Origin of the sequence: Gardnerella sp. KA01002, assembly GCF_049244015.1 — a bacterium.
Taxonomy (GTDB): domain Bacteria; phylum Actinomycetota; class Actinomycetes; order Actinomycetales; family Bifidobacteriaceae; genus Bifidobacterium; species Bifidobacterium vaginale.
In genome coordinates this window covers 972,863-995,245 of the sequence record NZ_CP058365.1, presented here as the reverse complement: position 1 = coordinate 995,245, position 22,383 = coordinate 972,863, and the positions used below count along the sequence as shown (strand labels likewise).

General features: G+C 42.4%; 15 protein-coding genes and 1 tRNA gene. 12 read left to right on the top strand and 4 right to left on the bottom strand.

What is annotated here, in order from left to right:
- Nucleotides 1-63 precede the first annotated feature (63 nt).
- Nucleotides 64-468 (bottom strand): pyridoxamine 5'-phosphate oxidase family protein, encoded by a 405-nt coding sequence (locus HXT60_RS03875; protein ID WP_004113128.1) that lies wholly within the window; start codon nt 466-468, stop codon nt 64-66.
- Nucleotides 469-1,340: 872 nt separating this feature from the next.
- On the opposite strand from HXT60_RS03875, the gene HXT60_RS03870 reads away from it, so the two are divergent.
- The 5 genes from HXT60_RS03870 (at nt 1,341) to HXT60_RS03850 (ending at nt 6,160) form a co-directional block, all read left to right on the top strand.
- The gene (locus HXT60_RS03870) at nt 1,341-2,336 is read left to right on the top strand and encodes a DMT family transporter (RefSeq protein WP_004117654.1); all 996 of its coding nucleotides are present in this window, start codon (nt 1,341-1,343) and stop codon (nt 2,334-2,336) included.
- A gap of 77 nt (nt 2,337-2,413) precedes the next feature.
- Nucleotides 2,414-3,538: a hypothetical protein gene (locus HXT60_RS03865; RefSeq protein WP_421790790.1), complete on the top strand. Its 1,125-nt coding sequence runs from the start codon at nt 2,414-2,416 to the stop codon at nt 3,536-3,538.
- Between the two features lie 128 nt (nt 3,539-3,666).
- Nucleotides 3,667-3,739: transfer RNA gene (locus HXT60_RS03860), tRNA-Ala, on the top strand.
- A gap of 222 nt (nt 3,740-3,961) precedes the next feature.
- Nucleotides 3,962-5,221 (top strand): Na+/H+ antiporter NhaA, encoded by a 1,260-nt coding sequence (locus HXT60_RS03855; RefSeq protein WP_101890275.1) that lies wholly within the window; start codon nt 3,962-3,964, stop codon nt 5,219-5,221.
- 69 nt (nt 5,222-5,290) lie between these two features.
- A complete protein-coding gene (locus HXT60_RS03850) occupies nt 5,291-6,160 on the top strand; it encodes a TIGR00730 family Rossman fold protein (protein WP_410311322.1) in 870 nt (289 codons plus the stop codon).
- 16 nt (nt 6,161-6,176) lie between these two features.
- Here the strand turns inward: HXT60_RS03850 and HXT60_RS03845 are convergent, their stop codons facing one another.
- On the bottom strand, nt 6,177-7,325 hold the full coding sequence (locus HXT60_RS03845; protein ID WP_421791416.1) for a succinate dehydrogenase/fumarate reductase iron-sulfur subunit: 1,149 nt from the start codon (nt 7,323-7,325) through the stop codon (nt 6,177-6,179).
- 144 nt (nt 7,326-7,469) lie between these two features.
- Here HXT60_RS03845 and HXT60_RS03840 point away from each other — a divergent pair, with 144 nt between their 5' ends.
- From HXT60_RS03840 to era, 6 genes are all read left to right on the top strand, one after another.
- A complete protein-coding gene (locus HXT60_RS03840; RefSeq protein WP_004114863.1) occupies nt 7,470-8,267 on the top strand; it encodes a 16S rRNA (uracil(1498)-N(3))-methyltransferase in 798 nt (265 codons plus the stop codon).
- 112 nt (nt 8,268-8,379) lie between these two features.
- Nucleotides 8,380-8,748 (top strand): histidine triad nucleotide-binding protein, encoded by a 369-nt coding sequence (locus tag HXT60_RS03835; protein ID WP_004114864.1) that lies wholly within the window; start codon nt 8,380-8,382, stop codon nt 8,746-8,748.
- Nucleotides 8,749-8,751: 3 nt separating this feature from the next.
- A complete protein-coding gene (locus HXT60_RS03830; protein WP_421790787.1) occupies nt 8,752-9,999 on the top strand; it encodes a PhoH family protein in 1,248 nt (415 codons plus the stop codon).
- A gap of 2 nt (nt 10,000-10,001) precedes the next feature.
- Nucleotides 10,002-10,529, top strand: a complete 528-nt coding sequence (gene ybeY / locus HXT60_RS03825; protein ID WP_004114866.1) for an rRNA maturation RNase YbeY — start codon at nt 10,002-10,004, stop codon at nt 10,527-10,529.
- Nucleotides 10,519-12,051: a hemolysin family protein gene (locus HXT60_RS03820; protein WP_009994156.1), complete on the top strand. Its 1,533-nt coding sequence runs from the start codon at nt 10,519-10,521 to the stop codon at nt 12,049-12,051. Before ybeY ends, HXT60_RS03820 begins: the two co-directional genes overlap by 11 nt.
- Before the next feature lie 9 nt (nt 12,052-12,060).
- A complete protein-coding gene (era, locus tag HXT60_RS03815) occupies nt 12,061-13,125 on the top strand; it encodes a GTPase Era (protein ID WP_421790785.1) in 1,065 nt (354 codons plus the stop codon).
- Nucleotides 13,126-13,468: 343 nt separating this feature from the next.
- Here the strand turns inward: era and HXT60_RS03810 are convergent, their stop codons facing one another.
- Nucleotides 13,469-17,839 (bottom strand): Tat pathway signal sequence domain protein, encoded by a 4,371-nt coding sequence (locus tag HXT60_RS03810; protein WP_410313046.1) that lies wholly within the window; start codon nt 17,837-17,839, stop codon nt 13,469-13,471.
- 446 nt (nt 17,840-18,285) lie between these two features.
- On the opposite strand from HXT60_RS03810, the gene HXT60_RS03805 reads away from it, so the two are divergent.
- On the top strand, nt 18,286-19,572 hold the full coding sequence (locus HXT60_RS03805) for a hypothetical protein (protein WP_004113096.1): 1,287 nt from the start codon (nt 18,286-18,288) through the stop codon (nt 19,570-19,572).
- Between the two features lie 361 nt (nt 19,573-19,933).
- Here HXT60_RS03805 and HXT60_RS03800 read toward each other — a convergent pair whose 3' ends face one another.
- A complete protein-coding gene (locus HXT60_RS03800; protein ID WP_020760211.1) occupies nt 19,934-22,000 on the bottom strand; it encodes an AMP-dependent synthetase/ligase in 2,067 nt (688 codons plus the stop codon).
- Nucleotides 22,001-22,383 lie beyond the last annotated feature (383 nt).

The window sequence follows — 22,383 nt, the reverse complement described above, 5'->3', positions numbered from 1 at the left end:
CGCGTATTAGAGACCTAAAAATTCGGCGTTTTGTTAGATTTTTACTAAAAATTAGTATTTTGACTAATCTTTAGTAATTGTCTTTCCAGCATTAGCTCCAGAAGTCAAATCCTGAATCTCATTAATCTCCATAACAGGAACGGCAGCAGGCTTCTTTGTGCCCTTTTCTTCGGCAACGCGAACTTGCTCATTGTAAATCGCGTCATCCGTGTGAAGCGTAACAGTTCCGCGGAAGCGATAGCCCTTCTTTTCTGCCAAATTTGCAACCGCTACAACCAACTGGCTGCCATCTTGCAAGTTCTTAAAATGCTGACCTGCAGTGCGCTCGTGGTAAGCAAGGTGATTATCGTCTAGAACAAACATTGACATCTTTGGTCCAAGATCAAGCTCTCCATCTTTGCTAATCGTTGCAATCCAAGCCAAATTGTTCTCAATAAAAGTCTTCATATCTTCACTAAGAGTTGCCATGTTGAGTCCTTTCTTCAACTGATTATTTTGCAATCGCGCAATCATATGATTATGATTCAATCACATCTAAGATTACGCGCAATCCTGCATATAAATGCTTAAAATTCGACAAGTTTTTGCAAAAACGCCTAAACTTGTGACATAAATCACCAATTGCACAAAGTGCAAACGTAATTTTCCGCACTTTGTACCATATTTGACCTAAATCACGTACAAAAAGCGGAAAATCGCTAACGCGCTACGCTTTAAGCGAAAAGGCAGGTCGTCGCGCAAGAAAAATCTCGAATCTCGGTGATAAAAACCACGCAAAAGTCCTAGCATGTAAGAGGGCTGGGTGATTCTTGGTCGAACAATATAAGAGCGGCAGCCGATACCAAATAATCCAATGATCAACCACTACAAACAAACCTCAACACAAAAACAAAATCAAAGACAAAACGGAACAACCGCAACTCTAGACTACACGTAATAGGCGGAGCGTTGTGAGACAAGGATTAGCCAGCCCTCTCACAATAGTAAACAGAGAATACCGTTCGCGCGGTCTAAGCGCGCTCACGTCTTCGCTTGCGTTGAAAGCACACTGTGCTTTCAACCTTAAGCAAGCTCAGCGCTCCGAATTACCTTTTCGCGCTACGCTTTAAGCGAAAAGGCAGGTCGTCGCGCATCAATCATTAATCGTAAATATTAAGGTAAAGTCGCAGTGTGTACAACCAATTCAGTTGTCAATTAGGAAATTTTCCGAAGGAACGCCGATAGGTTGTACTTTTCTTGTTTTTGTGGCTATTCTATAAAGTTTATAAGGCAATTTAGCTACCTTAAAGAAAAATTTAATGTTATAGACTTGTGATTTGCAAGAAATTGAGGGGAGTGACATGAGTGAAATAAATAGCGCGGTTCAACCAAGACAGAATAATCGAATTAACGTAAACTTCGCGCGAATCATGTTGCTCTTATGCGCTGCAATTTGGGGCGGAAGCTACGTCTCATCTAAATACGCTCTAGAGGTATTCCCACCTCAATGGCTTATGGGAGTTCGCATGCTTGGAGCGTGCATAATAATGGGCGCAGTCTTCTTTAAAACAATCCGCAAAAATTTTACTAAAAAGCTGATAATTCCTTCGCTTTTAACAGGTGTTACATACTACGCATCTTTAGTTACTCAAACAGAAGGATTAAGGTGGATAGATCCAGGTAGAAGTGCTTTTCTTACAGCCGCCTACTGTGTTATAGCGCCATTTTCAGCTTGGATGATTATTAGAAAAAAGCCAACGCTTTTAGGAATTATTGCTGCTTTAACATGCGTTGTGGGCGTTGGATTCGTTGCATTAAAGCCAGGATCTCTTGTTCTTACACTTTCTCACGGAGATGTTTTAACTCTTATTTGCGCGGCTGTTTTTGCGTTTAACTTAACATACTTAGCGTATTATTCTAGACAATACAATCCCGTTGCTTTAACATTCGGCCAGTTTAGTGTTTCTGGAGTTCTATTTTTGTGCGGAGCTGCAATAAGTGAGCCTTTGCCTAATTTTAATGCTGAAGATAATTGGATTACGTTTACAAACATGTTCTATCTTATAGTGATAGTAACTGTTCTTGCGCAAATTATTCAAAACTATACTCTGATTTATCTTTCAACAGCTAACGCTTCCGTGATTATGTGCACAGAATGCTTGTTTACATTGCTATTTTCTAGCATTCTATACAACGAGCGCGTAACAAGCGTTGCTTTTATTGGCTTTGCATTGATTTTTGCTGCGATTCTGCTTGCAAGTTTGGCAGAACATATTGAGCTTATAAAAATCAAAAATAAGCAGAAAATTTCTGAAACAGAGTCTAAAGTTGCATCTGCAGCAGCATCTACAATTTAAATAGTTGTCAATTTAAATAGTTGTCAATAATTGTCAATTTGAATAGTAGTAAATAATAATTTTGTAAGGTGGTACTTGTGAAGAACTTCTTCAAAGGAATATCGTTTACGCAAGTGCTGGCTGGTTCTTTAGCAGCTGTTACAGCATTCCTTCTATCGTCAAAAATCGGTATAGCAGGATCAGTAATTGGTGTTGCAATAGGTTCGATTGTGTCTGCTGTAGCATCGCAACTTTATCAAAATGTTATTCACGCGTCTTCAAAAAAGATCCAGTCTTCTTCTGCATTAAAATCAGTTTCAAGCCATTATGCAGATGATGACACTAAAGTTGTAAATAATGCACGATTTATTGCATTAGAGGATGATATGCCAGAAGAATATGAGGTTCATGAAGCGAACGAACCTCGCAGAATAAAAACAGTTAGAAAAGTTATGGCTACTGCCTCTGGGCAAAATACTGATAATAGCGTTGATAACACAAGCATTATGGAATTGTCTTCATTAAGAAAGATGAAAGAAGAAGATAATTCGCTTTCGGAAGGAGATTCGGATTCTCTGCTTACGCTAACCGACGCAAAGCGTAGATTAGGCAACAATAGTGATTATGACTATGCAAAGCAGAAAAAATACGTGGATGATGAGTCAAGGTACAAACGACTTACTATTTTAGTTGCTGTTCTTAGCGCCCTTGCTGCGGTGATTATTACTGCTGGCATGGTTCTGTTGTTTACGCAAGGAAAAGGCACTGATAATTTAAACAATTTACCGCAGAATCCTGCGCAAAATAACAATCAGACTAATAGGGGAAATCAGACTCCTGAAAATGGTGAGAATAATCGTATTCAAAATCAGAATCAAGATTCAGGCAACTATTCTAAATCTAATGAAGACAATAAGAATGATGAGAATGGTTCGGATAAAAAACCGTCTGATAAAAAAGATGCGAATAATCATGAAGGAAACTCTTTAGATGATAAAAACTCTTCGAATAGTGGTGATTCAAAGGGTGCGGATGGATTAAACAATTCTGGATCTGACTCAAAATCTAGCGGATCTAAGGGTGATTCTTCACAAAACACAGATTCTGGATCGGCTTCGTCTCCTTCATCTCCTTCTTATTCTTTACCTAATGGTGCAGATGGTGGTACTTCTGTACAGCAGGGAGAATCTGGATCGCAACAATCATCGGGTAGTGGCGAATAATAGTTTTATGCGGCAAGAAATCCATATTTTTACAACAAAAATTGAGGAGTTTACGACACGCCGAGTTTGGTTGGTAGCAAAATCTGTTGTATTCTATCAAAGGTTCGTTTGAGCCGCACAATTAAAACGGGGCTATGGCGCAGCTGGTAGCGCATCTCCATGGCATGGAGGGGGTCGGGGGTTCGAATCCCCCTAGCTCCACAATTTGAAACGTCACTTCTAAGCGAGGTGGCGTTTTTTGTTATATTTCGATACGTATCCTATATACTTATAAGTCCTAGGTGCATAAACTTTATCGCATAAAATTTATATGCCGTAAATTGTTAAACAAAAGTCGAAAGTAAAAAGTCGAAACTAAAAACTAAAAGTCAAAAATAGAAAATAGAAAATAAAAGATAGAAAATCGGAGGGAAGATTTACATCATGCTAAGACGCTCTTGGAAAACAGTATGCAAAATAGCCAATAATGAGCGTACATCTGGGTTAATTATGCTCGGATTTGCTTTAGCTGGATTAATGCTTGCAAATTTGCCATTTACGTCTCCGATTTTTGAAGCTGTTTCTCACACTCAAATAGGAATTCCGTACACAAATATTCACATGTCGATTAGCCACTGGGTTCAAGACGGCGTGCTAACTATTTTCTTTCTTACAGTTGGTTTAGACTTAAAACACGAGCTTATTGCAGGATCGCTTAGAGACCCTCGCGCGGCAGCAATGCCAATGATTTGCGCGATTGGTGGTATGGTTGTTCCTCCTATTCTTTTTGCGGGAACTGTTACAATATTCTCGGAGTTGCACGCTGGTCAAGAGATTATGCGACTTACTTCTGGAGCGCTTCCGTCTTTAGACATGGTTCGCGCTGGCTGGGCTATTCCTACGGCAACAGATATAGCATTCTCGCTGGCTGTTCTTGCGCTTTTTGCTAAAACGCTTCCTAAAGCATTGCGCGCATTTTTAATGACTCTGGCTACAGTAGACGATCTTCTTGGAATCGCATTAATCGCATTGTTCTTCTCTTCGCTTAACGCATGGTATTGGTTTGTAGGCGTTGTTTTATGCGGATTAGTATGGACTATGCTTGTGCGATTAAAGCGCGTTCCATGGCCTGTTGTGGCTCTTGTTGGCTTGCTTGCGTGGGTTATGATGTATCAAGCTGGCGTTCACCCAACTCTTGCAGGCGTAATGGTTGGTTTGCTAACTCCTGCGCATCTTGTTCACGGCGAAAAGTCGCTTAGAGCCGAAAGGTATCGACAGAAAATTCAGCCTTTGTCTTCTTTGTTTGCGCTGCCAGTTTTTGCGCTTTTTGCAACTGGAGTTCATTTTGAAACATTGACTTGGCAGCTGTTCTTGTCTCCAATACTAATTGCGATTACGATTGCGCTAGTTGTTGGAAAGCCACTTGGAATTATGATTACTGCTTGGTTTGCTAAGAAAGTTATTGGCTTGCGCGTTCCAGACGATTTGCGCGTTCGCGACCTTTTGCCTACAGCATGCGCGTGCGGAATTGGTTTTACTGTGTCTTTGCTAATCGCTTCGCTTGCATACAGCGACGCGGATCTTTCGGGAGAAGCGCGATTCGGCGTGCTAGTGGCGTCTATTATTGCGGCTGCTGTTTCGGGATTTATGCTTGCAAAGCAATCGAATCATATGGAAGAAGAATTAGACGATATTGAAGAGTGACTTTAATGCGTTTATTTAACGCGATTACAAGACGACTAGAAAGTGACTAGAAAGTTCTAAAGGTGACTTATGGTTTCTAATAATAATTTAGATAATTTAGGTAATTTAGATAGTTTAGATAATTCTGGTAAATCTGATAATCCAGATAATGCTTGCGACTTGCGCGCGCAAAGCGAACAGAATTCACCTTGGAAAGACACTTATTACAGCGGCGCCGTAATGATGCGCGGACCAATGATTCCTAAGGAAAGCACAACGGAAACGCTATTGCAACACGATTTGCCTAACGGAGATTTGCAAGATAATCATGCGTGGCAAGGACTTGACCCTTGGAGAGTTCTTAGAATACAAGCCGAATTTATTGATGGTTTCGACGCTTTGGCAAAACTTGGATTAGCTGTTAGCGTGTTTGGCTCTGCACGAATAAAGCCAGATGCGCCAGAATACAGTAGCGCTCGCATAATGGGCAAAGAGCTTGTAAAACGCGGTTTTGCGGTGATTACGGGCGGCGGACCTGGAATTATGGAAGCGGCAAATCGCGGAGCGGCAGAAGCTGGCGGAACAAGCGTGGGGCTAGGAATCGAATTGCCTCACGAGCAGGGCTTAAACCAATGGGTGAATCTTGGAATGCAATTTCGTTACTTTTTTGTTCGCAAAACAATGTTCCTAAAATATTCTTCGGGAATTATTGTGTGCCCAGGCGGTTTTGGCACAATGGACGAGCTTTTTGAGTCGCTTACGCTTGTTCAAACGCATAAGGTTTCTAAAATTCCTGTTGTTCTTTTCGGCAGTGAATATTGGAAAGGCCTTATGAATTGGATTGAAACTACAGTTAAAGAAAGAGGACTTATATCGTCTTTTGACCCTAGTTTGCTTGCGATTACAGACGATCCTCTAGAAGCTGTGCGAATTGCAACTGGAGACAAGTTTATTAATTAGTCTTAGCTAGTTTTGGCTAGTTTTCCTTCATTTTTCGCTCATTTATAAGCGTTGTAAGTTGCCAAATTTCTTCTCCAACGTCGATTCCGCGTGGGCATTGCCTGGAGCATGCTCGCACGGATTGGCACGCGCTTATGCCGTCGCTAGAATCCGCCAAGTCTAATCTTCGATTAGTGGCGTTATCTCTAGAATCGTTAATAAATCGCGCAGCATTTATAAGCGCTGCAGGCCCAATAAACGCTTCTCCGCCTGCATAGACTGGGCAAATTCCTTCACACACTCCGCACATTATGCAATTGCTTAAAAGCTCAAACTTTGCAAGCTGCTCTGGGTGCTGCAAAAACTCAATAATCGCAAGTTTTCCGCTGCTGTTTCTTGTTTGAACATCTTGCGCTTGCAAATATGGCTCGAGTCTTTTAAGCTGTGCAATCATTGGGGAAAGATCGCAAATAAGATCTCTTTGAATAGGAAAGCCTGAAAGTGGCGCAACCTCAATAATGCCAAAGCTTCCATTTTGGATTAGTGAAGATATCTCTTGAGATTGAACTTGCAGATTGTGATTTTCATCGGCTGTTGGTGTTGGTGTTGGTGTTGCGGAAGCTTGCGACTTTACGCTACCAGTTTTTCTAAAACCGCTTGATCTAACACCTTGAGTTTGTGTATTTTGCCTAGCGTTTTGGGCGATTGTGGCTGTGCAAAGTAAAGTGGGCATGCCGTTTACGTTTGCAGCATCCGATCCGCAAACGCCGTGACCGCAAGAGTATCTAAATGCCAAAGTGGGGTCTATTGTGCGCTTAATTTTAAGCAAGCAGTCTAAAATCGTGTCGTTTTTGCGCGCGCGAATCGTATAATCTTGAATCCAATGTTTTCCGCTTAATGGTTTAGCTGGTAAATCGCCAGAATTTTGCGTTGGAAATGGGCTACTTTTGCGCTTTTTTGCAAAAGGGCTTTCTCTGTGCCTTCTAACTAAACCAGGGGAGTTAGTGGAGGCGATTGGTGCTGAATCGGTGGCTGAATCGGTGGCTGAATCGCCAGCAACCAACGAATCGCAAGAACCGTCATTTGGAGTAAAACGAGAGACGCGAAAAGTCACAAAAGCTTCATCGCTTGTAGTGCAATCTTGATTATTAGAATGCGCAAAGTTGCGTCTAAAATCGTCAACCATTTGCGCATACCTCCAATTCATATAATTCTAGTTTGCCATAATACTTGCACAGAAATACTTGAGCGAAAATGCAGAAGCAGAAATACTTGAGCGAATCACAGAAGTAGCAAAAATGTTGGCTGCGCCTAACGTTAGGCTTAAATTATGACAGATGCTTTGTTTTTGCTGGATACGAATAAAGACGATGCGCCCGTTCTTGCAAATGGGATTGAAGAAGGGTGGACTCTTAGCTTGCCTCAACACGTTAAAAGGCACGCAATAAGCGCAATGCGACTTTCGGATGGCGATTCGCTAGACCTTTCGGACGGCAAAGGAGTGCGAATTCACGCAACGATTACAGACAGCGAAAACGGCTTAGTTAGAGTAGATTCGTTCATAAAAGAACCAGCGCCAACAACCCGATTAACGCTTATTCAGGCTCTCGCAAAAACGGGTCACGACGAGCAAGCAATAGACATGGCTACCCAAATTGGTGTAGACGAAGTAATTCCTTGGTGCGCAAATAGGTCGATTTCAAAATGGAAGCCAGGGCGCACAGATAAGCGATGGAATCAAGTGCTTGAGGCTGCAACGGAGCAATCGCGCAGAGCGTGGATTCCACAGCTTTTAGAACCAGTTACAAGCAAGCAGATTCTAGCGATTTGTAGGCGTGCATGCGTTTATGGAAGCCTTGTAGTTGTTTTGCATCAAGACGCAACGGATTCTTTTAGTCAAATCGAAAACTACGTAAACGACTTAACGGAAAAATGCTTAAAAGATGGCAAAACGCGCACTGTTTATGTAGTTGTGGGGCCAGAAGGCGGAATTAGCGAAGAAGAAGTGCAAAGTTTTATAGACGCTGGCGCCAAAAGTTGCGTTTTAGGAAGCAATATTTTACGCGCATCTACAGCAGGGCCAGTATGTTTATCGTTGCTTTCTAGAGCACTTGGCAGGTATGAGTAGTAAGCAATCTTTGCAAGCTTTGTGCGTGTTTTGTGTAAAATAGTAAATGGTGTTCGGCAATAAGAATTGCAACAAGAATTGCAATAAGAATTATTGAAAAGTGGGCAAAATAATGGATAAAGCATGCAAAACATACAAAACTGACGACGATTGCATTTTTTGCAAGATAATTGATGGGCAAATCCCAAGCAGCAAAGTGTATGAAGACGATGAAGTAGTGGCTTTTAAAGATATTAATCCGCAAGCCAAGGTGCATGTTTTGATTGTTCCGCGCAATCATTACAAGAATGTTGCAGATCTTGCTCAAAATGATTCTGATGTTTTGGCTCATATTGCATGCGTTGCGCAAAAAATTGCAAACGACTTTTATAATGGCGATTATCGCCTTGTTTTCAACACTGGTTTGGGAGCTGGTCAAACCGTGTTCCATGTTCACGCTCATGTTTTAACAGGCGAAAAACTTGAAGAAGGTAGTTTATAAATCGTGGCAAATAGTACAACGCGTATTGTTCAAATTCCAAGCGAATTAAGCCCAGTTGCTGTTTTGGGAGCAGCAGATTCAAACTTAAGAGAGTTGGAGAAGGCTTTTCCAAGCATAGATATTTCCGTTCACGCGGATTGTGTGAAAATCGTATCTAGAAGCGCAAGAAGCGAGGAAGACGCTTGCAAAGCCGAACACGCGTTGCGCAAAATAGTTGATTGCGCTTACGAATCTCCTGTTGATTCTTATGCTGTAAAACGCATGCTAGAAAGAGATATGCTTAAAGGTAGCGAGCATAATGTGCGAATCGATAGAATTGGGCACAATGGTGGAGTTTTAGGCGGAGCGTTTAGCGGATTAAAGTCTTTTGGTACTGGAGCTGAATCTGGCTTTGGAACTGGCGCAATGGAAAGCGATTTTGCGCGCGGTTCTGCCGATTTAATGCCATCTAGTGAAGATGCTAAAAGGCGCGCAATGAGCAGAAAAGCGCGAATGGCTAAAGGTGTTATAACGTTTGCAGGAGGAAATCCTGTTCGCGCAAAAACAGCGGGTCAAACAGCTTATGTTCAAGCAATGGAATCAAATACTGTAACGTTTGGAATTGGGCCTGCTGGTACTGGAAAAACGTATTTAGCGGTTGCTAAGGCTGTTAGAGCTTTAGAAGATGGGCGAGTGCGAAGAATAGTGTTGACGCGCCCTGCTGTAGAAGCTGGGGAAAATCTTGGATTCTTGCCTGGAACGCTAAACGACAAAGTAGACCCATATTTAAGGCCGCTTTATGACGCGCTTTCCGACATGTTGGGAGCGCCGCAACTTAAGAGGTATATGGACGAGAACGTTGTGGAAGTGGCGCCGCTTGCATACATGAGAGGTCGCACGCTTAATGACGCTTTTGTTATTTTAGACGAAGCGCAAAATGCTACTGTTCAGCAGCTTAAGATGTTTTTGACGCGTCTTGGATTTAACACCACAATGGTGATTACAGGGGATAGAACGCAAGTTGATTTAGCGGTTCCAAAATCTGGATTAGCTTCGATTGAGAACGTGCTGAAAGACGTTAAAAGCATTGCGTTTGTTCACTTAAATGCGCAAGACGTTGTTAGGGCCGAGCTTGTTGGGCGAATCGTAGAAGCGTATGAAGCGTGGGAAAATCGCGAGGCTGATTTTAGGCGCGAGAAGGCTAGAAATAGGAAAAGTCTTGAGTCGCAAGCAGCCAACGAATCGCAAAGTCTTGAGAGGAATATCAAGTAATAATGAGTGTTGAAGTGATGAACGAAACCGTTTGGCAAATCGACCCAAAAATATTCTCCGACCTTGGAATGTGGGTTTTGCAACAAATGCGAGTAAGCGTTCAATCCGATTTGTCAATTACTTTTGTGGACCCAGAGCCAATCGCTAGTCTTCACGAAAAGTGGATGGACTTAGAAGGTCCTACAGACGTTATGAGCTTTCCAATGGACGAGCTGACTCCTGGAAGCGACGACAAAGTGAGTGAAGGAATGCTTGGAGACCTTGTGATTTGCCCGTGGGTGGCGGCTCAACAGGCAGCAGCGGCAGGGCATAGCACAATGGAAGAGATGCTATTGCTCACGATTCACGGAATGTTGCATTTGCTTGGATACGATCACACTACGCCTCAAGAAGAAAAGCAAATGTTTGGCTTGCAAAGGCAGCTTTTGCTAACGTTCTTTGCGGCTAGATCTGGCGAGCTTTACGACGCCACTTTGCCAGCTGGTGCCGTAAATGAGCTGGAAGAATACGAGAAAAATCATGCTAAATAACATTACAATTCCGCCGATTCCCGATTTGCCTGCACATATGTGGGCTTGCTTGTGTGCAATTGCAATAGTCGCAGTTTTGCTTGTGTGGCTTTCGCTTGCAATGGCGGCGGCGGAAGGGGCTGTGCCAAGAGTTACAAGGTCTAGTCTTAATAATCTTATGATTGAAGAGCAAACGAACGATAACGAAAGTCAAGTCGTTCGCTTGAGGAAGCTTGCTAGAATTCGCAGAGCAAAAAAGCTTATAGCAGATAGGTATGCTACGAGCGGAGCGTGCGCATTTGTGCGAATCGTGTGTAACGTGTTGGACGGCGTGGCTTTTTCTGCAATCGCGGCGACTCTTGGTGCGCCTCTTTGGTTAACGCTATTAATCGGGCTAATAGTTGCAATGATTGTTGCAATTGTTTCTGTTCTTGTGCGGCCAAGAGCAGTGGGAGCGGCTCAGCCAGTTTTTAAGCTGATGCGCTTGTCTAGAATAATTTCGATTGCTGTTTTTATGAATCCGTTTGCAAAAATCGCAAGTCGTGGAGATTCGCAAAATCAAAGCCAAAATCATAAGAAGAATGCTGCTCTTTCCGACGATGAAGAGTTGGAAAATATTCAATTAGATCAAGCTAAAGCGAGTATCGATAGGCTTGTGGAAGCAAACGATTTTGACCCAGAAGTTTCAGAGATGATGCGCAACGTGCTTACGCTTTCCGACACGTTAACGCGCGAAATCATGGTTCCGCGAACCGATATGATTTGTGTTAAAAACGACGAAACGCTGGAAAATTTCCTAAAATTGTGCTCAAGATCTGGATTTTCTCGCGTGCCTATAATTGGCGAGTCGGTTGACGATTTGGAAGGAATCGCGTATTTAAAGGATGCTGTGCGCGCAACCGTGTTTAATCCAGCAGCATCTGAGCGCGCAGTTTCTACGATTAGTCGAAGCCCAATGCTTGTACCAGAGTCCAAGCCAGTGGATGATTTATTCCACGAAATGCAGCGAATCCGACAACATGTTGCCGTTGTTGTAGACGAATATGGCGGAATTGCAGGGCTTGTTACGATTGAAGACGCGATTGAGCAAATTGTTGGAGAGCTAGAAGACGAGCACGATCGCACTCAGCACGCGGATCCGCAAGAGGTGAGTAAGGGTGTATGGAAAATGCCTGCGCGCACGCCTATCGCCGATTTGGAAGATATTTTTGAAGTGCATATAGACGAAGACGATGTAGACACTGTGTTTGGGTTGCTTACCAAGTTGCTTGGAAACGTGCCGATTGTTGGGTCGAGTGCTGTGACGAGAGGTCTTAAGCTAACCGCGGTTGATTCTGCTGGGCGACGCAAGAAAGTCTCCACGATTCTCGTTGAGCGAGATATTCAAGGATTTAAAGATATTCAAGGTCTTAAAGAAGACGATAGCGCTGGAAAGAGCGGCGGAAAGAGTGACAGCAAGGCTGATGCCAAGAATAATGGCAAGAATGGCGATAAAGATAGTAGTAAAGATAGCGAATCATCGCAAGTTGATGGCGATAAATAGTGTTGAATTATGAATGATATGAAAGATGTTAATGATATGAGTGACGATATGGAAGATATGGAAGATATGAATGACGAAATGTTTGCTAATTTAGATCCTTCTCTAAAAGCGAGCGTAGAAGTGCCTGATTTTAACGGCTATAAATCGGGATTTGTTGCTGTAGTAGGCAGACCAAATGTTGGAAAATCAACGCTTATGAACGCGCTAATCGGAACGCAAATCGCAATCGCGTCTTCTCGCCCAGAAACAACGCGCAAGGCGATCCGCGGAATCTTAACAACTCCAAACGCGCAAATGGTGTTAGTTGATACGCCAGGAATCCACCGGCCGCGCACTTTGCTAGGTCAACGTTTGAATGACATTGTAGACGAGTCGCTTGCGGATGTGGATGCTATTGCTTTCTTGCTTCCAGCAGATCAAGAGATTGGGCCTGGAGATAGAAGAATCTTGAGCCGACTTCGCTCCGACTTTGCCAAAAAAGATGCGTCTGGAAACTGGGTGTGGAAGGTTCCGCTTATTGGAATCGTAACTAAAATTGATACGCTAAGCCGCGATGAGTTGGTGTCTCATTTGATTGAGATTCAACAGTTTGCTGATTTTACTGATATTGTGCCAGTTAGCGCTTTGGAACGCGACAATGTTGACGAAGTTAAGAAGGTTTTGATTGACAATCTTCCAGAAGGCCCGAAGATGTATCCAGACGATCAGCTTAGCGAGGAGAGTCCTTCTAGCATGATTGCGGAGCTGATTCGTGGGGCTTTTCTTGAGGAACTTGACGACGAGTTGCCACATTCGCTGGCGGTTGTTGTAGATGACATTGTGCGCCCAGGCGATGGAGGTGATGCGCAATATGACGATAATAAAGCGCATGTGATTGTGTCGGTGTATGTTGAGCGCGATTCGCAAAAGCCAATTATTATTGGGCGCGGTGCGGAGCATCTTGTGCGCGTTAAGAAGCGTTTGCGCACTGCAGTGAATCGTATTACGGGCACTAAAGCTGTGCTCGATTTGCATGTGAAGGTTGCAAAGGGGTGGCAGAGCGATCCTAAGAAGCTTGAGCGCTTGGGTTTCTAGCGCGACGACCTGCCTTTTCGCTTAGAGCGTAGCGCGAAAAGGCAATTCGGAGCGCTGAGCTTGCTTAAGGTTGAAAGCACGGTGTGCTTTCAACGCAAGCGAAGACGTTCGCACGGCTAATCCGTGCGAACGAGGACCTGCCTTGTAGTGTGTTTGTACCTAAAATACGGCGTGTCGTCATACAAACGCACTACATGAAGCGTCGTTTTTTCCGCATTTTGTTGCTGATTTTCGTGTGTAGAGCTACAAAAAGCGGGATCGTGTGTAGATACAAAAAACCGCGGAAGACTAGTCAATTATAAGACCAGTTAACCGCGGTTTTATTTTTGTTTTTTAGTTTTGATTATGGGCGACGATGGCGAGCGAAGTAAGTGCCGCCTCCGATTGCTGCGATTCCTGCAACAACAGCCGCTAGAGCTGCAACAACCTTAAGCGTAGTGTTGTTGGATGCGCTTTGCGCTCCGTCTTGTGCGCCGCCAGAAGCTTGAGCGTTCTTAGACTCATCCTTGGATTCACTAGATTCACTCTTGGAATCATTCTTGGATTCGCTCTTAGACTTGCTCTTTGCAGAATCCTTTGCGTCGTTCTTTGCATTATCCTTATTGGACTCGCTCTTAGCAGCAGAATCCTTAGCAGCATCTTGTGCTTTAGCAAGATCTTTAGCAAGATCCTTAGCTGCAGCTTTAGAGCCAGATGCAAGAGCAGCTGCTATGCGGTTAGCGCTGCTTGCGCTAAGAGTGTTAGTGTGCGCAGCTCCTGCAACATTATTCGCTGCAACGCCATTATCATTTTGAGCATTTGCACCGTTAGCACCGTTAGCATCGTTTGCGCTTTGCGATTGTGCAGCTGGAATAGCAGCGTGGAATCCGAGTTGCTCGCTGCCGAATAAGTTGTTTGCGTATCCTGCAAGATACTGGTTGTAGTAGTTCTCGAAGGATTCGCTAGAACTCGTACTGTTGCTCGTGTTATTCTGCGTTGCGCTAGTTGAACCAGTATTCTGATTAGCGTTGCCCGATTCTACTTCTTTAGATGGGGTAGGAGCAGGCGTTAAATCTGTGCTTGCGTCATGAGACGGATTTGTTTGTGGCACTGTTGGAGATTCATTATTACCACCATTATTGCCACCATCACCATTATTCTCATTATCTGAAGTCACCAGCGAATTTACGTCCTTTAAAGTCTTATCTAAAGTACTAGTAGATTCATTAAGAGACTGTTCCACTGCATCAAGCGTTGTAAAACGAAGAATAAGCGTATTCTCAAAATTATTGAAGCTTTGATTTACGGCAGCAAAAGTAGCGTTGTACCTTTCAATTACGTTATTTTTAGCTCCAGCCAAAAGCGTCTTAACTTTCTCATGCAATTCAGCAACTTTTTGCTTTGCTTGCAAAACTTGCATTTTAACGTTTTCAGCCTTTTTCTTTGCTGATTCAAATTGGCTTTGAGCTTCTTTTGTAATGCGTTGTGCTTGCTCAATAGCAGACTTTGCTTCATTAGCTTTTTGCTTAGCTTGAGCGGCTTTAGCAGCAGCATCAGATACTAACTTAGTTGTATTCGACTTAGTAGCATCAGCTTTATTCTTAACTTCGGTTGCTGCAGCTACCTGCTGTTCAGCATCTTGAACTTGCTTTTGAGCTTCTGTAACTTTTCTGTTAGCAGAATCAATTTGTTGGCTTGCATCTTCAATTTGCTTCTGTGCTTTGTTAACTTGGCTTTGAGTTTCCGCAACTTTCTGTTCAGCTTTTTCCTTAGTTTTGTTTGCAAGATTGAATTGTTTCTCTGCTTCACTAACTCTGTTACGAGCAGAATCAAGCAACCGTGTGACACTATCAACAGTTTCATCTTGTTTCGTGACCTTCTCGTTGGCTTCTGCCAAGTTTTTAGCAGCATCATTAGCTTTGATTTGCAAATCGTCTTTAGTAGATTTGAGTTGCTTTACAGATTCTTCAAACTCCCTGATTTTAGCTTGCTTTGCTTCACCAGTTAACTGAGATTGTTTCTCGGCTTCTTCTACATTTGTGCTTGCAACTTTATACTCATTCTCGTATTTCTTTGCTTCAATAGTGAGCTTTGCAAATTCTTCTTGAGATTTTTTTAACTCGTTCTTAGCGCTATCAAAATCGTATGCAGCATTTGTGAAAGCATCCAAGGCGATTTTATTTGGTAAGTTCTTAGCATTCGCAGCATCTATTGAGCTACTAAGAGTTTTAACCTTTCCATTTAGATGCGTGTACTTTGTTTGCCACTGCTGAGCAAGCTTTTTTGCAATAGCTGCATTTTCTTCGATTCCCCAGTCTGCGTTAGGGTCGCCATATTTTTTAGCTTCATTATTTGCTTTTTCTTTCTCGGCTTTTACATGTTCTAATTCTTGTTCTTTTAGCCCCTTAGCGCTCTTTTTGTCTGGCAAATTCAAATCGTATTGTACTTTTCGAAGATTGTACTTAGCTTCAAACAAATTTGCATTTGCTTTATTTGCTTCAGCATTCAGCTTTTGCAATTTAACGATTTCATCTGCATCTTCAGAGGCGCTTCCAGCAGCTTTTTCTTGTTTTAGACTGTTCTCATAACCATCAAGAAGCTCTTTATATTTGGCAACGCTAATCGAATATTCATTGCTTCCGTGCCACACAGCAACATCTTCATTTTTTGTAACAGTTTCTTGTTTCCCGCCAGAAGGTCTAGTCATTTCTTGAATATATAAATCGCCTTCTGCGAAACCGCCAGCACTTATATCTTTTCTAGCAAAAGTAGTGTAATGACCTACGGAAAGACTAAATAAATTAGTTAGCTTGCCATTTTCGTCATTTTCTTCGAATAATCTTGTGTTTGGATTTTGGCTTAATTTCATTCCAAAATCATATTGATTGTCCCTAAGGAATTGCTTACCAGCTTCAGAAAGCTTGTTTTCAATCTTTGTATCGCCATTGAATGTATAGAAGATTCCTGTATCTCTAGCCTCTTCATAGCGATTCTTTTCAATCGTATACCAGCCGTCTAAGGCATTCCACTTATTATCTGTAGGTTTAGGTTCCGTGCTTTGCGTTTTAATTTGCTTTGAGCATGAAGTTTTACCGTCGTCTAGAACTTTGCAATCGTTATTTGAATATTTCATTCGACCATTTTTATGCCCGTCGTAATCTCCCCACGCAAGATTTTCTGCAGTTTTGTACGGTGTAGTGTCCATAACACTAGCGTTATCATACTTTTCATGGTTTACTGCATGATTATTAATAGCAGCAGAGTAGAAGGAATGCACAATGCTTTCGGCAATCAAGCTTAAACGCACGTTTACATTTTGCAACGCGTTGTTATCGTTTCTTCTGTACTCATTTAAAGCATCATAATACTCAGCGGCTTCCTTCATGTTTTGCAAAGAGTCAGCGCTGCCAACTCTACCAAGCCCAGGTTTTACAATATCTTCATACCACGTTGGAGCTTCTATTGTTTGTGCTTCTTTATACGATCCATCTTGGAATTCTTGCCCTGGAATCACATATGATTCGCCTTTAAGAATTTTCTGCGCGCGCTCAGCGTCTGCAATAAGATCTTCGTTTTTGTTATTTTCCTTAGCTTTTTCAGTGTTAATCACATATTGCAAGAACTTGTAGAAGTCAGACTTCTTCTCTAATGAATTTTCTGTATTAGAATCATTTTTGCTTTCAGCATCGTAGACTTTTTCTGCTGCATCTGCTTTTCCTCTAAGATTGTCTAAGTTTTTGTAAGATTCAACTAGCTTTTTGTAATCACCGATTTTTTCTAGTTCTTTTTCTTTAGATTCTAGTTCTTCACTTGTTTTGTTAATTTTCTGGGTACTTGTAGCAAGCGTTTCTTTAATTTTTGTTACTTTTTCTTGAGCTTGCTTATAAACGGATTCTTTCTCTTTAGCAATTTGTTTTACTTTTTCCAAATCCGTATTGCTTAAAGCAGAATCAGACTTTTTAAGTTGCTCTAACTGTGCTTGTTTTTCTTTTAATTCTGTTTCTTTGTCTTTAAGCTCATTATCTGTTTTCTTCTTTGCTTCTTCAAGAGATTTTGCGCTTTCAACTAAAGAGGTATAAGATGACTTTTCTTTTTCAAGATTTTCTTTAGCTGCGTTTAGATTCTTGTTTTCTTCATTCAGATTTGTTTTTGCTTCATCTACAGCTTTTTGGGCATTTTGTAGTTCGTTTTGATTTTGTTCAAGTTGTGTTTCTGCTTGCTTCTTTGCATCTATAGCTTGTGCTTCAGTGTTTTCTGCTTGCTTCTTTGCATTTTCGGCGTTACTTGCCGCTAATTGTGCATTTTCTTTAATTTTTTCGGCTTCGTCAACTATCTTTTGAGCTGCATCTACTTTTTCTTTAGCTTCTGCATCTTGCTTCTTTGCATCCTCTGCATCTTTTTCTGCTTGATTTTTCGCTTCTATAGCTTCGGATGCTTTTTTGGATGCGTCTTCTACTTTTTTATTTACTTTTGCAAGATTGCTATTTGCGTTTTTAACAGCTTCATCGGCTTTGCCTACTTCTGTTTTGGTTTCTAACTCAAGCTTTTCAGCTTCTCTTGCGAGTTCATTTGCTTTAGCTTCCTGTGGATCAGGATTCTCATGATTAGCATTAATTTCAACATTTGCATTATCTGAGTTTTGATTTACAACATCGGCATTTGCCACATTTGCCATTGCGAATAATGCCAGTGAACTTGCGCCTAAAGATATAGCGGCTGCGATTTTAGCATTCATAAAACCTCTCCTCATGTTTGATAATAGGAAATCGCTAGTTTTCGTGTTTTTGAACAAGATTTTTAGCAATTTCTTGCCGTTCGTCTTGTTTTGGAAAACATATTTTCTACCGGGGGGGGGGTATCAAGTTTTCAACGCGATTTTATCAAATACCTATGGATTAAATCTGCGCGAGCGACATTCTCTGTTTGCCTCAGATTTGTTATATATGTCTCGGAGGTGAGACATTTGTAACGCTTTTTGGGTCAAATTTGTTAGATTTGCATCATTGATGAGACATTTGTAACGCTTTTTGGGTCAAATCCGTTAGATTTGCATCATCGGTGAGGCAAATCTAACGCTTGTCGTAAGTCAACTCAGTCTAGTCTAATACTTACAAGCTATCCTTTATCCACATTCCTTAAAATCTATTGCGCATTCATTGCTTATCTCATAATCTCAGGCTTATGAAAAAGTCTAACGTTAAAAGCATGCTCGAAAAAGCTGAGTTTGAGCATCGTTGTTTTCATCCAATCAGCAATTCGCAAAGGCAGTGTGTGTATAGGTACACTAGGGCAGGATCGCTTGTGAGAGTATTCCCAGGTCTTTACGCAAGAACAGAATATTGGCAAAATCTGTATACAGCTGAGCAAATTCGACATATAGCGTTTTCTTTGATGGATATTCATCCAGACTGGAAATTTACAGGGGTTACTGCTGCTGCGCTAATCGGCTACGATGTTGTGAATGATTATGATCACATAACATATGATTATAAAACTGATTATAAAACTGATAAAAATAGTGATTGCGTCAAAATGCTGCCGTCTCAGTCAATTCCAATTTACGTTCGCACTATAACCAGAAAGTCTGCAAATGATAATCCGTTGTTGCGTAGAATTAATGCAACAGGCAGAGAGATGGATGGCACTAGTGATGATGTTCGAATTGTGCGTGGAAGGGAGGGAAGTGGCGGTCGCTTCGTTGTTCTTTCGCATTTAAGCGACAATATAGATTACGGAGTTCGAAGTCATATTGTAGATAAGAGCACAATGCTTTTCGATGTTGCAAATAGCATGAATTTTAGATCAGCATTGTCGATTTTCGATTCTGCTGCTCGCGATAATGTTGATTTTGCTAAAGTCATCTCTATTTGTGAAAGTAGATATTCGACTTCGGATATTAATAATTATAAAAGTGTTTCTGCTGCAACAACCTCTGATTTATTTGAAAGCACATTTTTTGGAAGTTGCTGTGAAACTAGAATAGACAAGTTTCTCTCGCTTAGACGCCTTTGTTGTTTTGCAAATAGATTAAGTGAAAACGGCGGTGAATCGTTCGCGCGAGGAACGATGATTTCGCTCGGATTTATGGTGCCAGAATTGCAACGCGAGTTTATATTGCCGCACTCAGGTGGCAAGTATAGGTGTGATTTTTTGTGGCGGCTTCCCAATGCTGAGTTGATTGTTGGCGAGTTTGACGGGCATTCAAAGTATTACGTTGATTTCGATAATCCTAGTCATACTAACGTCGATTTTAATTCGTCATGCGATAATCGAATGTTGCGTAAATCGTATAATCCTAGTGTTATTAATCGCAATATTGACCGGCAGGCTGAGCGTGAAGCGTTGCTTATGAAGGAGTGTGGAGTAAGCAGGATTGTGCGTTTTACCATTTCGGATATTGTTAATCCTAAAAGGGTTGAGAGTAAGCTGATTGATGCAGGAGTTCCTAGGATTATTAAAATGCTGTGATTTATGCGAGCGATGGTGTATGTGCGCTGATTTTGTGAAGTTAGATTTGTCTCGAGTGAGCGACGTTCTTTGTTTTCTGTTGCGAGATGGCTGGATTCGTTATATATGTCTCGGAGGTGCGACATTTGTAACGCTTTTTGCCCTAATTTCGTTAGATTTGCATCACTGATGAGACATTTGTAACGCCTTTTGGCTGATTTTCGTTATATTTGTCTCGGAGGTGCGACAAATATAACGCATGAAGCATGGGGTAGATGCAAAAAGCGGGATCGTGTGTAGATACAAAAAACCGCGGAAGACTAGTCAGTTATAAGACCAGTCAACCGCGGTTTTGGGCGATTTGCGAGTTACGCTTTAGGCGCTACTTCTTGCGAATCGTGTACATTTGCGCGTTGAGCAATGCAGAATACTTCTTAATAACGCGCGGGCGAATAATCTTCATAGAAGCCGTCATTAAGCCGTTTTCTTGAGTAAACTCTTCTGGCAGAATAATGAACTTTCGCACAGATTCCGCGCGCGATACGCCCTCGTTTGCAATATCCACAAACTTTTGGACTTCCGCACGCACAACCGCGTTATTTACGGCGTCTTCCATGCTCATAGTCTCGTCCAAACCCTTGGTTTTAAGCCAATTGCGTAAAATCTCCTCGTCTAAAGTCACAAGAGCAGATATGAATGGCCTCTTATCTCCAAGAACAAGAGCTTGAGACACAAGCTCGCAACGCTTAATCACTTCTTCAATAGGACCAGGAGCCACATTCTTGCCGCCAGCAGTAATGATCAAGTCTTTCTTGCGACCAGTAATGTAAAGCATGCCATCGTCGTCAATTCTGCCCAAATCGCCAGTAGCATACCATCCGTCTTCTGTAAACGAAGTTTCGGTCGCCTCTTCATTCTTGTGATACTTCTTAAACACGCAAGTGCCCTTAATTTGCACTTCGCCATCTTTAGCAATTCGCAAAGTGAAAGCTGGGAAAGCAATGCCAACAGAGCCTTCACGGAATGGAACGCCAATAGGAGTAAACGCGCACGGGGCAGTGGTTTCTGTAAGACCATAGCCCTCGTAAACTGGCACGCCTGCGCCGCGGAAGAACGCTAGCAGCTCTGGATCCAGTGGTGCACCGCCAGCAACAATCCAGCGCGCACGCCCACCAAGCGCTTGGCGAATTGGGCGGTAAACGAGTGGATCGTAAGCAGCGCGGCGAGCCTTTGTTAGCGCCTTAGCGTCTCCAGAATCCTGTACTTCCTTCATGTATTGCTGAGCTGTAACAACAGCACCCTGGAAAGCAAGTCCCTTAGCACCATGACCTGCCTTTTGCGAAGCCGCATTATACACTTTTTCGAGCACACGAGGAACAACAATCATAACTGTTGGTTTTGCGACTTGAAGGTCAGATATAAGCGTTGTAATGCCTTGCGCAATGTAGATTCTAAGCGTGCTAGCAACAACAATATAGTTGATTGCGCGCGCAAACGAATGGGCTTGAGGTAAGAATAGAAGCACAGAACCGTTAGGCTCGCTAAGCAAGTCCGGCAAGTAAGTTGGCAAGTTTAACGCGGTTGTGCAGTAATGCTCATGCGTCATTTCCACGCCTTTTGGCGCAGCCGTAGAGCCAGAAGTGTACACAATAGAGCACAAGTCGGTTTTTTTAACCGAGTCAATTCGCTCGTCTAGTTCTTCATCGCTAACGGAGTATTCAAAGGCTTGTAGTTCCGCCAATCCGCCTGTTTCTATGCAAATAATGCGCTCAAGGCTCGGGCATTCTTCAATAGCTCCTTCTGCATTGTCTTTCATTTCAGTTGTGCCAACAATCAAAAAGCGCGAATCGGAGTTATTTACAATGTTGCGAATTTGCTCAGCGGAGTCCGTGTCGTAAATTGTAGCCAGAACGCCTCCGCAAGCCATAACCGCAGCGTCAACAACATCCCACTCATACGAGGTTTTGCACATTAACGCAACAGCGTCGCCTTTGCGCAATCCATAGTGAATCAAGCCTTTTGCGGCTTTTCTAACTTCTGTAAGGAACTGGTTGGCTGTTTTTGTAACCCATTCATCGTTTTCTTTGTATGTGTAAAGCGGATCATCTCCCATTCTGGCTGCCCTGTCTGCATACAAGTCGTAGATGCTTGTGCCTTCGTCTAATGGCGGATTTCCGTCCGTTTTTGTGGTTAGCAAGCCAGTTTGTGGGTCTAGGAAAGTGGTGGTTTGTAGTTGAGAACCCCATTCGTCTACTCGTGGAAGATACTGATTTTGCTGAAGCAGATTATTCTGTTTATTCTGTGATCCGTCTTGCTGATCTTGTGGAATAGAATAGTCTGGTTCTCCTGCGATGTCGTCGCTTACTGGGTGCGCGAAGTTGCTGCCAATTTGCAAAGCCTTACGAGCAAGATTGAAAGCTTGCTGCTGGAGTGTATTTAGGACGGACACATCTGCTCCTTAATTTTGCTAAATGCTTAAATTTGCTAATTTATTTTGGTTAAATCAGCTTGTTTCGAGCACATATTTGTTATGCGCCTTTGACTATATATACATGATAATCGTTGGTGTGATTCAAGTCACCTTTTGGTGTTGGATTTGACTTTAGACTTTATCTGTCTAAGTGTTTTTATAGACTAGATAAGTTGCTTTGGCGAGGGAATAACACTGCGATACTTGCGATAGGCGCTTTGCGATTCGTTGGTTGCTTGCGATTGTTGTGTAAGTTCCGTTATCGACTGGGCTGATAGCCAACTTATGGTGGTTTTCGGCGCGTCGGTGCGCCTGAAGCTGGATTTAAATAAGATTATCCGCATAATCCAGACCATAAGGAG

What these genes read in the sequence shown, in the direction of transcription:
- HXT60_RS03855 (WP_101890275.1), top strand. Translation starts at nt 3,962, where the DNA reads ATGCTAAGACGCTCTTGGAAAACAGTATGCAAAATAGCCAATAATGAG.
- HXT60_RS03870 (WP_004117654.1), top strand. Translation starts at nt 1,341, where the DNA reads ATGAGTGAAATAAATAGCGCGGTTCAACCAAGACAGAATAATCGAATT.
- era (WP_421790785.1), top strand. Translation starts at nt 12,061, where the DNA reads ATGAATGATATGAAAGATGTTAATGATATGAGTGACGATATGGAAGAT.
- HXT60_RS03875 (WP_004113128.1), bottom strand. Translation starts at nt 468, where the DNA reads ATGGCAACTCTTAGTGAAGATATGAAGACTTTTATTGAGAACAATTTG.
- HXT60_RS03840 (WP_004114863.1), top strand. Translation starts at nt 7,470, where the DNA reads ATGACAGATGCTTTGTTTTTGCTGGATACGAATAAAGACGATGCGCCC.
- HXT60_RS03805 (WP_004113096.1), top strand. Translation starts at nt 18,286, where the DNA reads ATGAAAAAGTCTAACGTTAAAAGCATGCTCGAAAAAGCTGAGTTTGAG.
- ybeY (WP_004114866.1), top strand. Translation starts at nt 10,002, where the DNA reads ATGAGTGTTGAAGTGATGAACGAAACCGTTTGGCAAATCGACCCAAAA.
- HXT60_RS03810 (WP_410313046.1), bottom strand. Translation starts at nt 17,839, where the DNA reads ATGAATGCTAAAATCGCAGCCGCTATATCTTTAGGCGCAAGTTCACTG.
- HXT60_RS03850 (WP_410311322.1), top strand. Translation starts at nt 5,291, where the DNA reads ATGGTTTCTAATAATAATTTAGATAATTTAGGTAATTTAGATAGTTTA.
- HXT60_RS03845 (WP_421791416.1), bottom strand. Translation starts at nt 7,325, where the DNA reads ATGGTTGACGATTTTAGACGCAACTTTGCGCATTCTAATAATCAAGAT.
- HXT60_RS03835 (WP_004114864.1), top strand. Translation starts at nt 8,380, where the DNA reads ATGGATAAAGCATGCAAAACATACAAAACTGACGACGATTGCATTTTT.
- HXT60_RS03820 (WP_009994156.1), top strand. Translation starts at nt 10,519, where the DNA reads ATGCTAAATAACATTACAATTCCGCCGATTCCCGATTTGCCTGCACAT.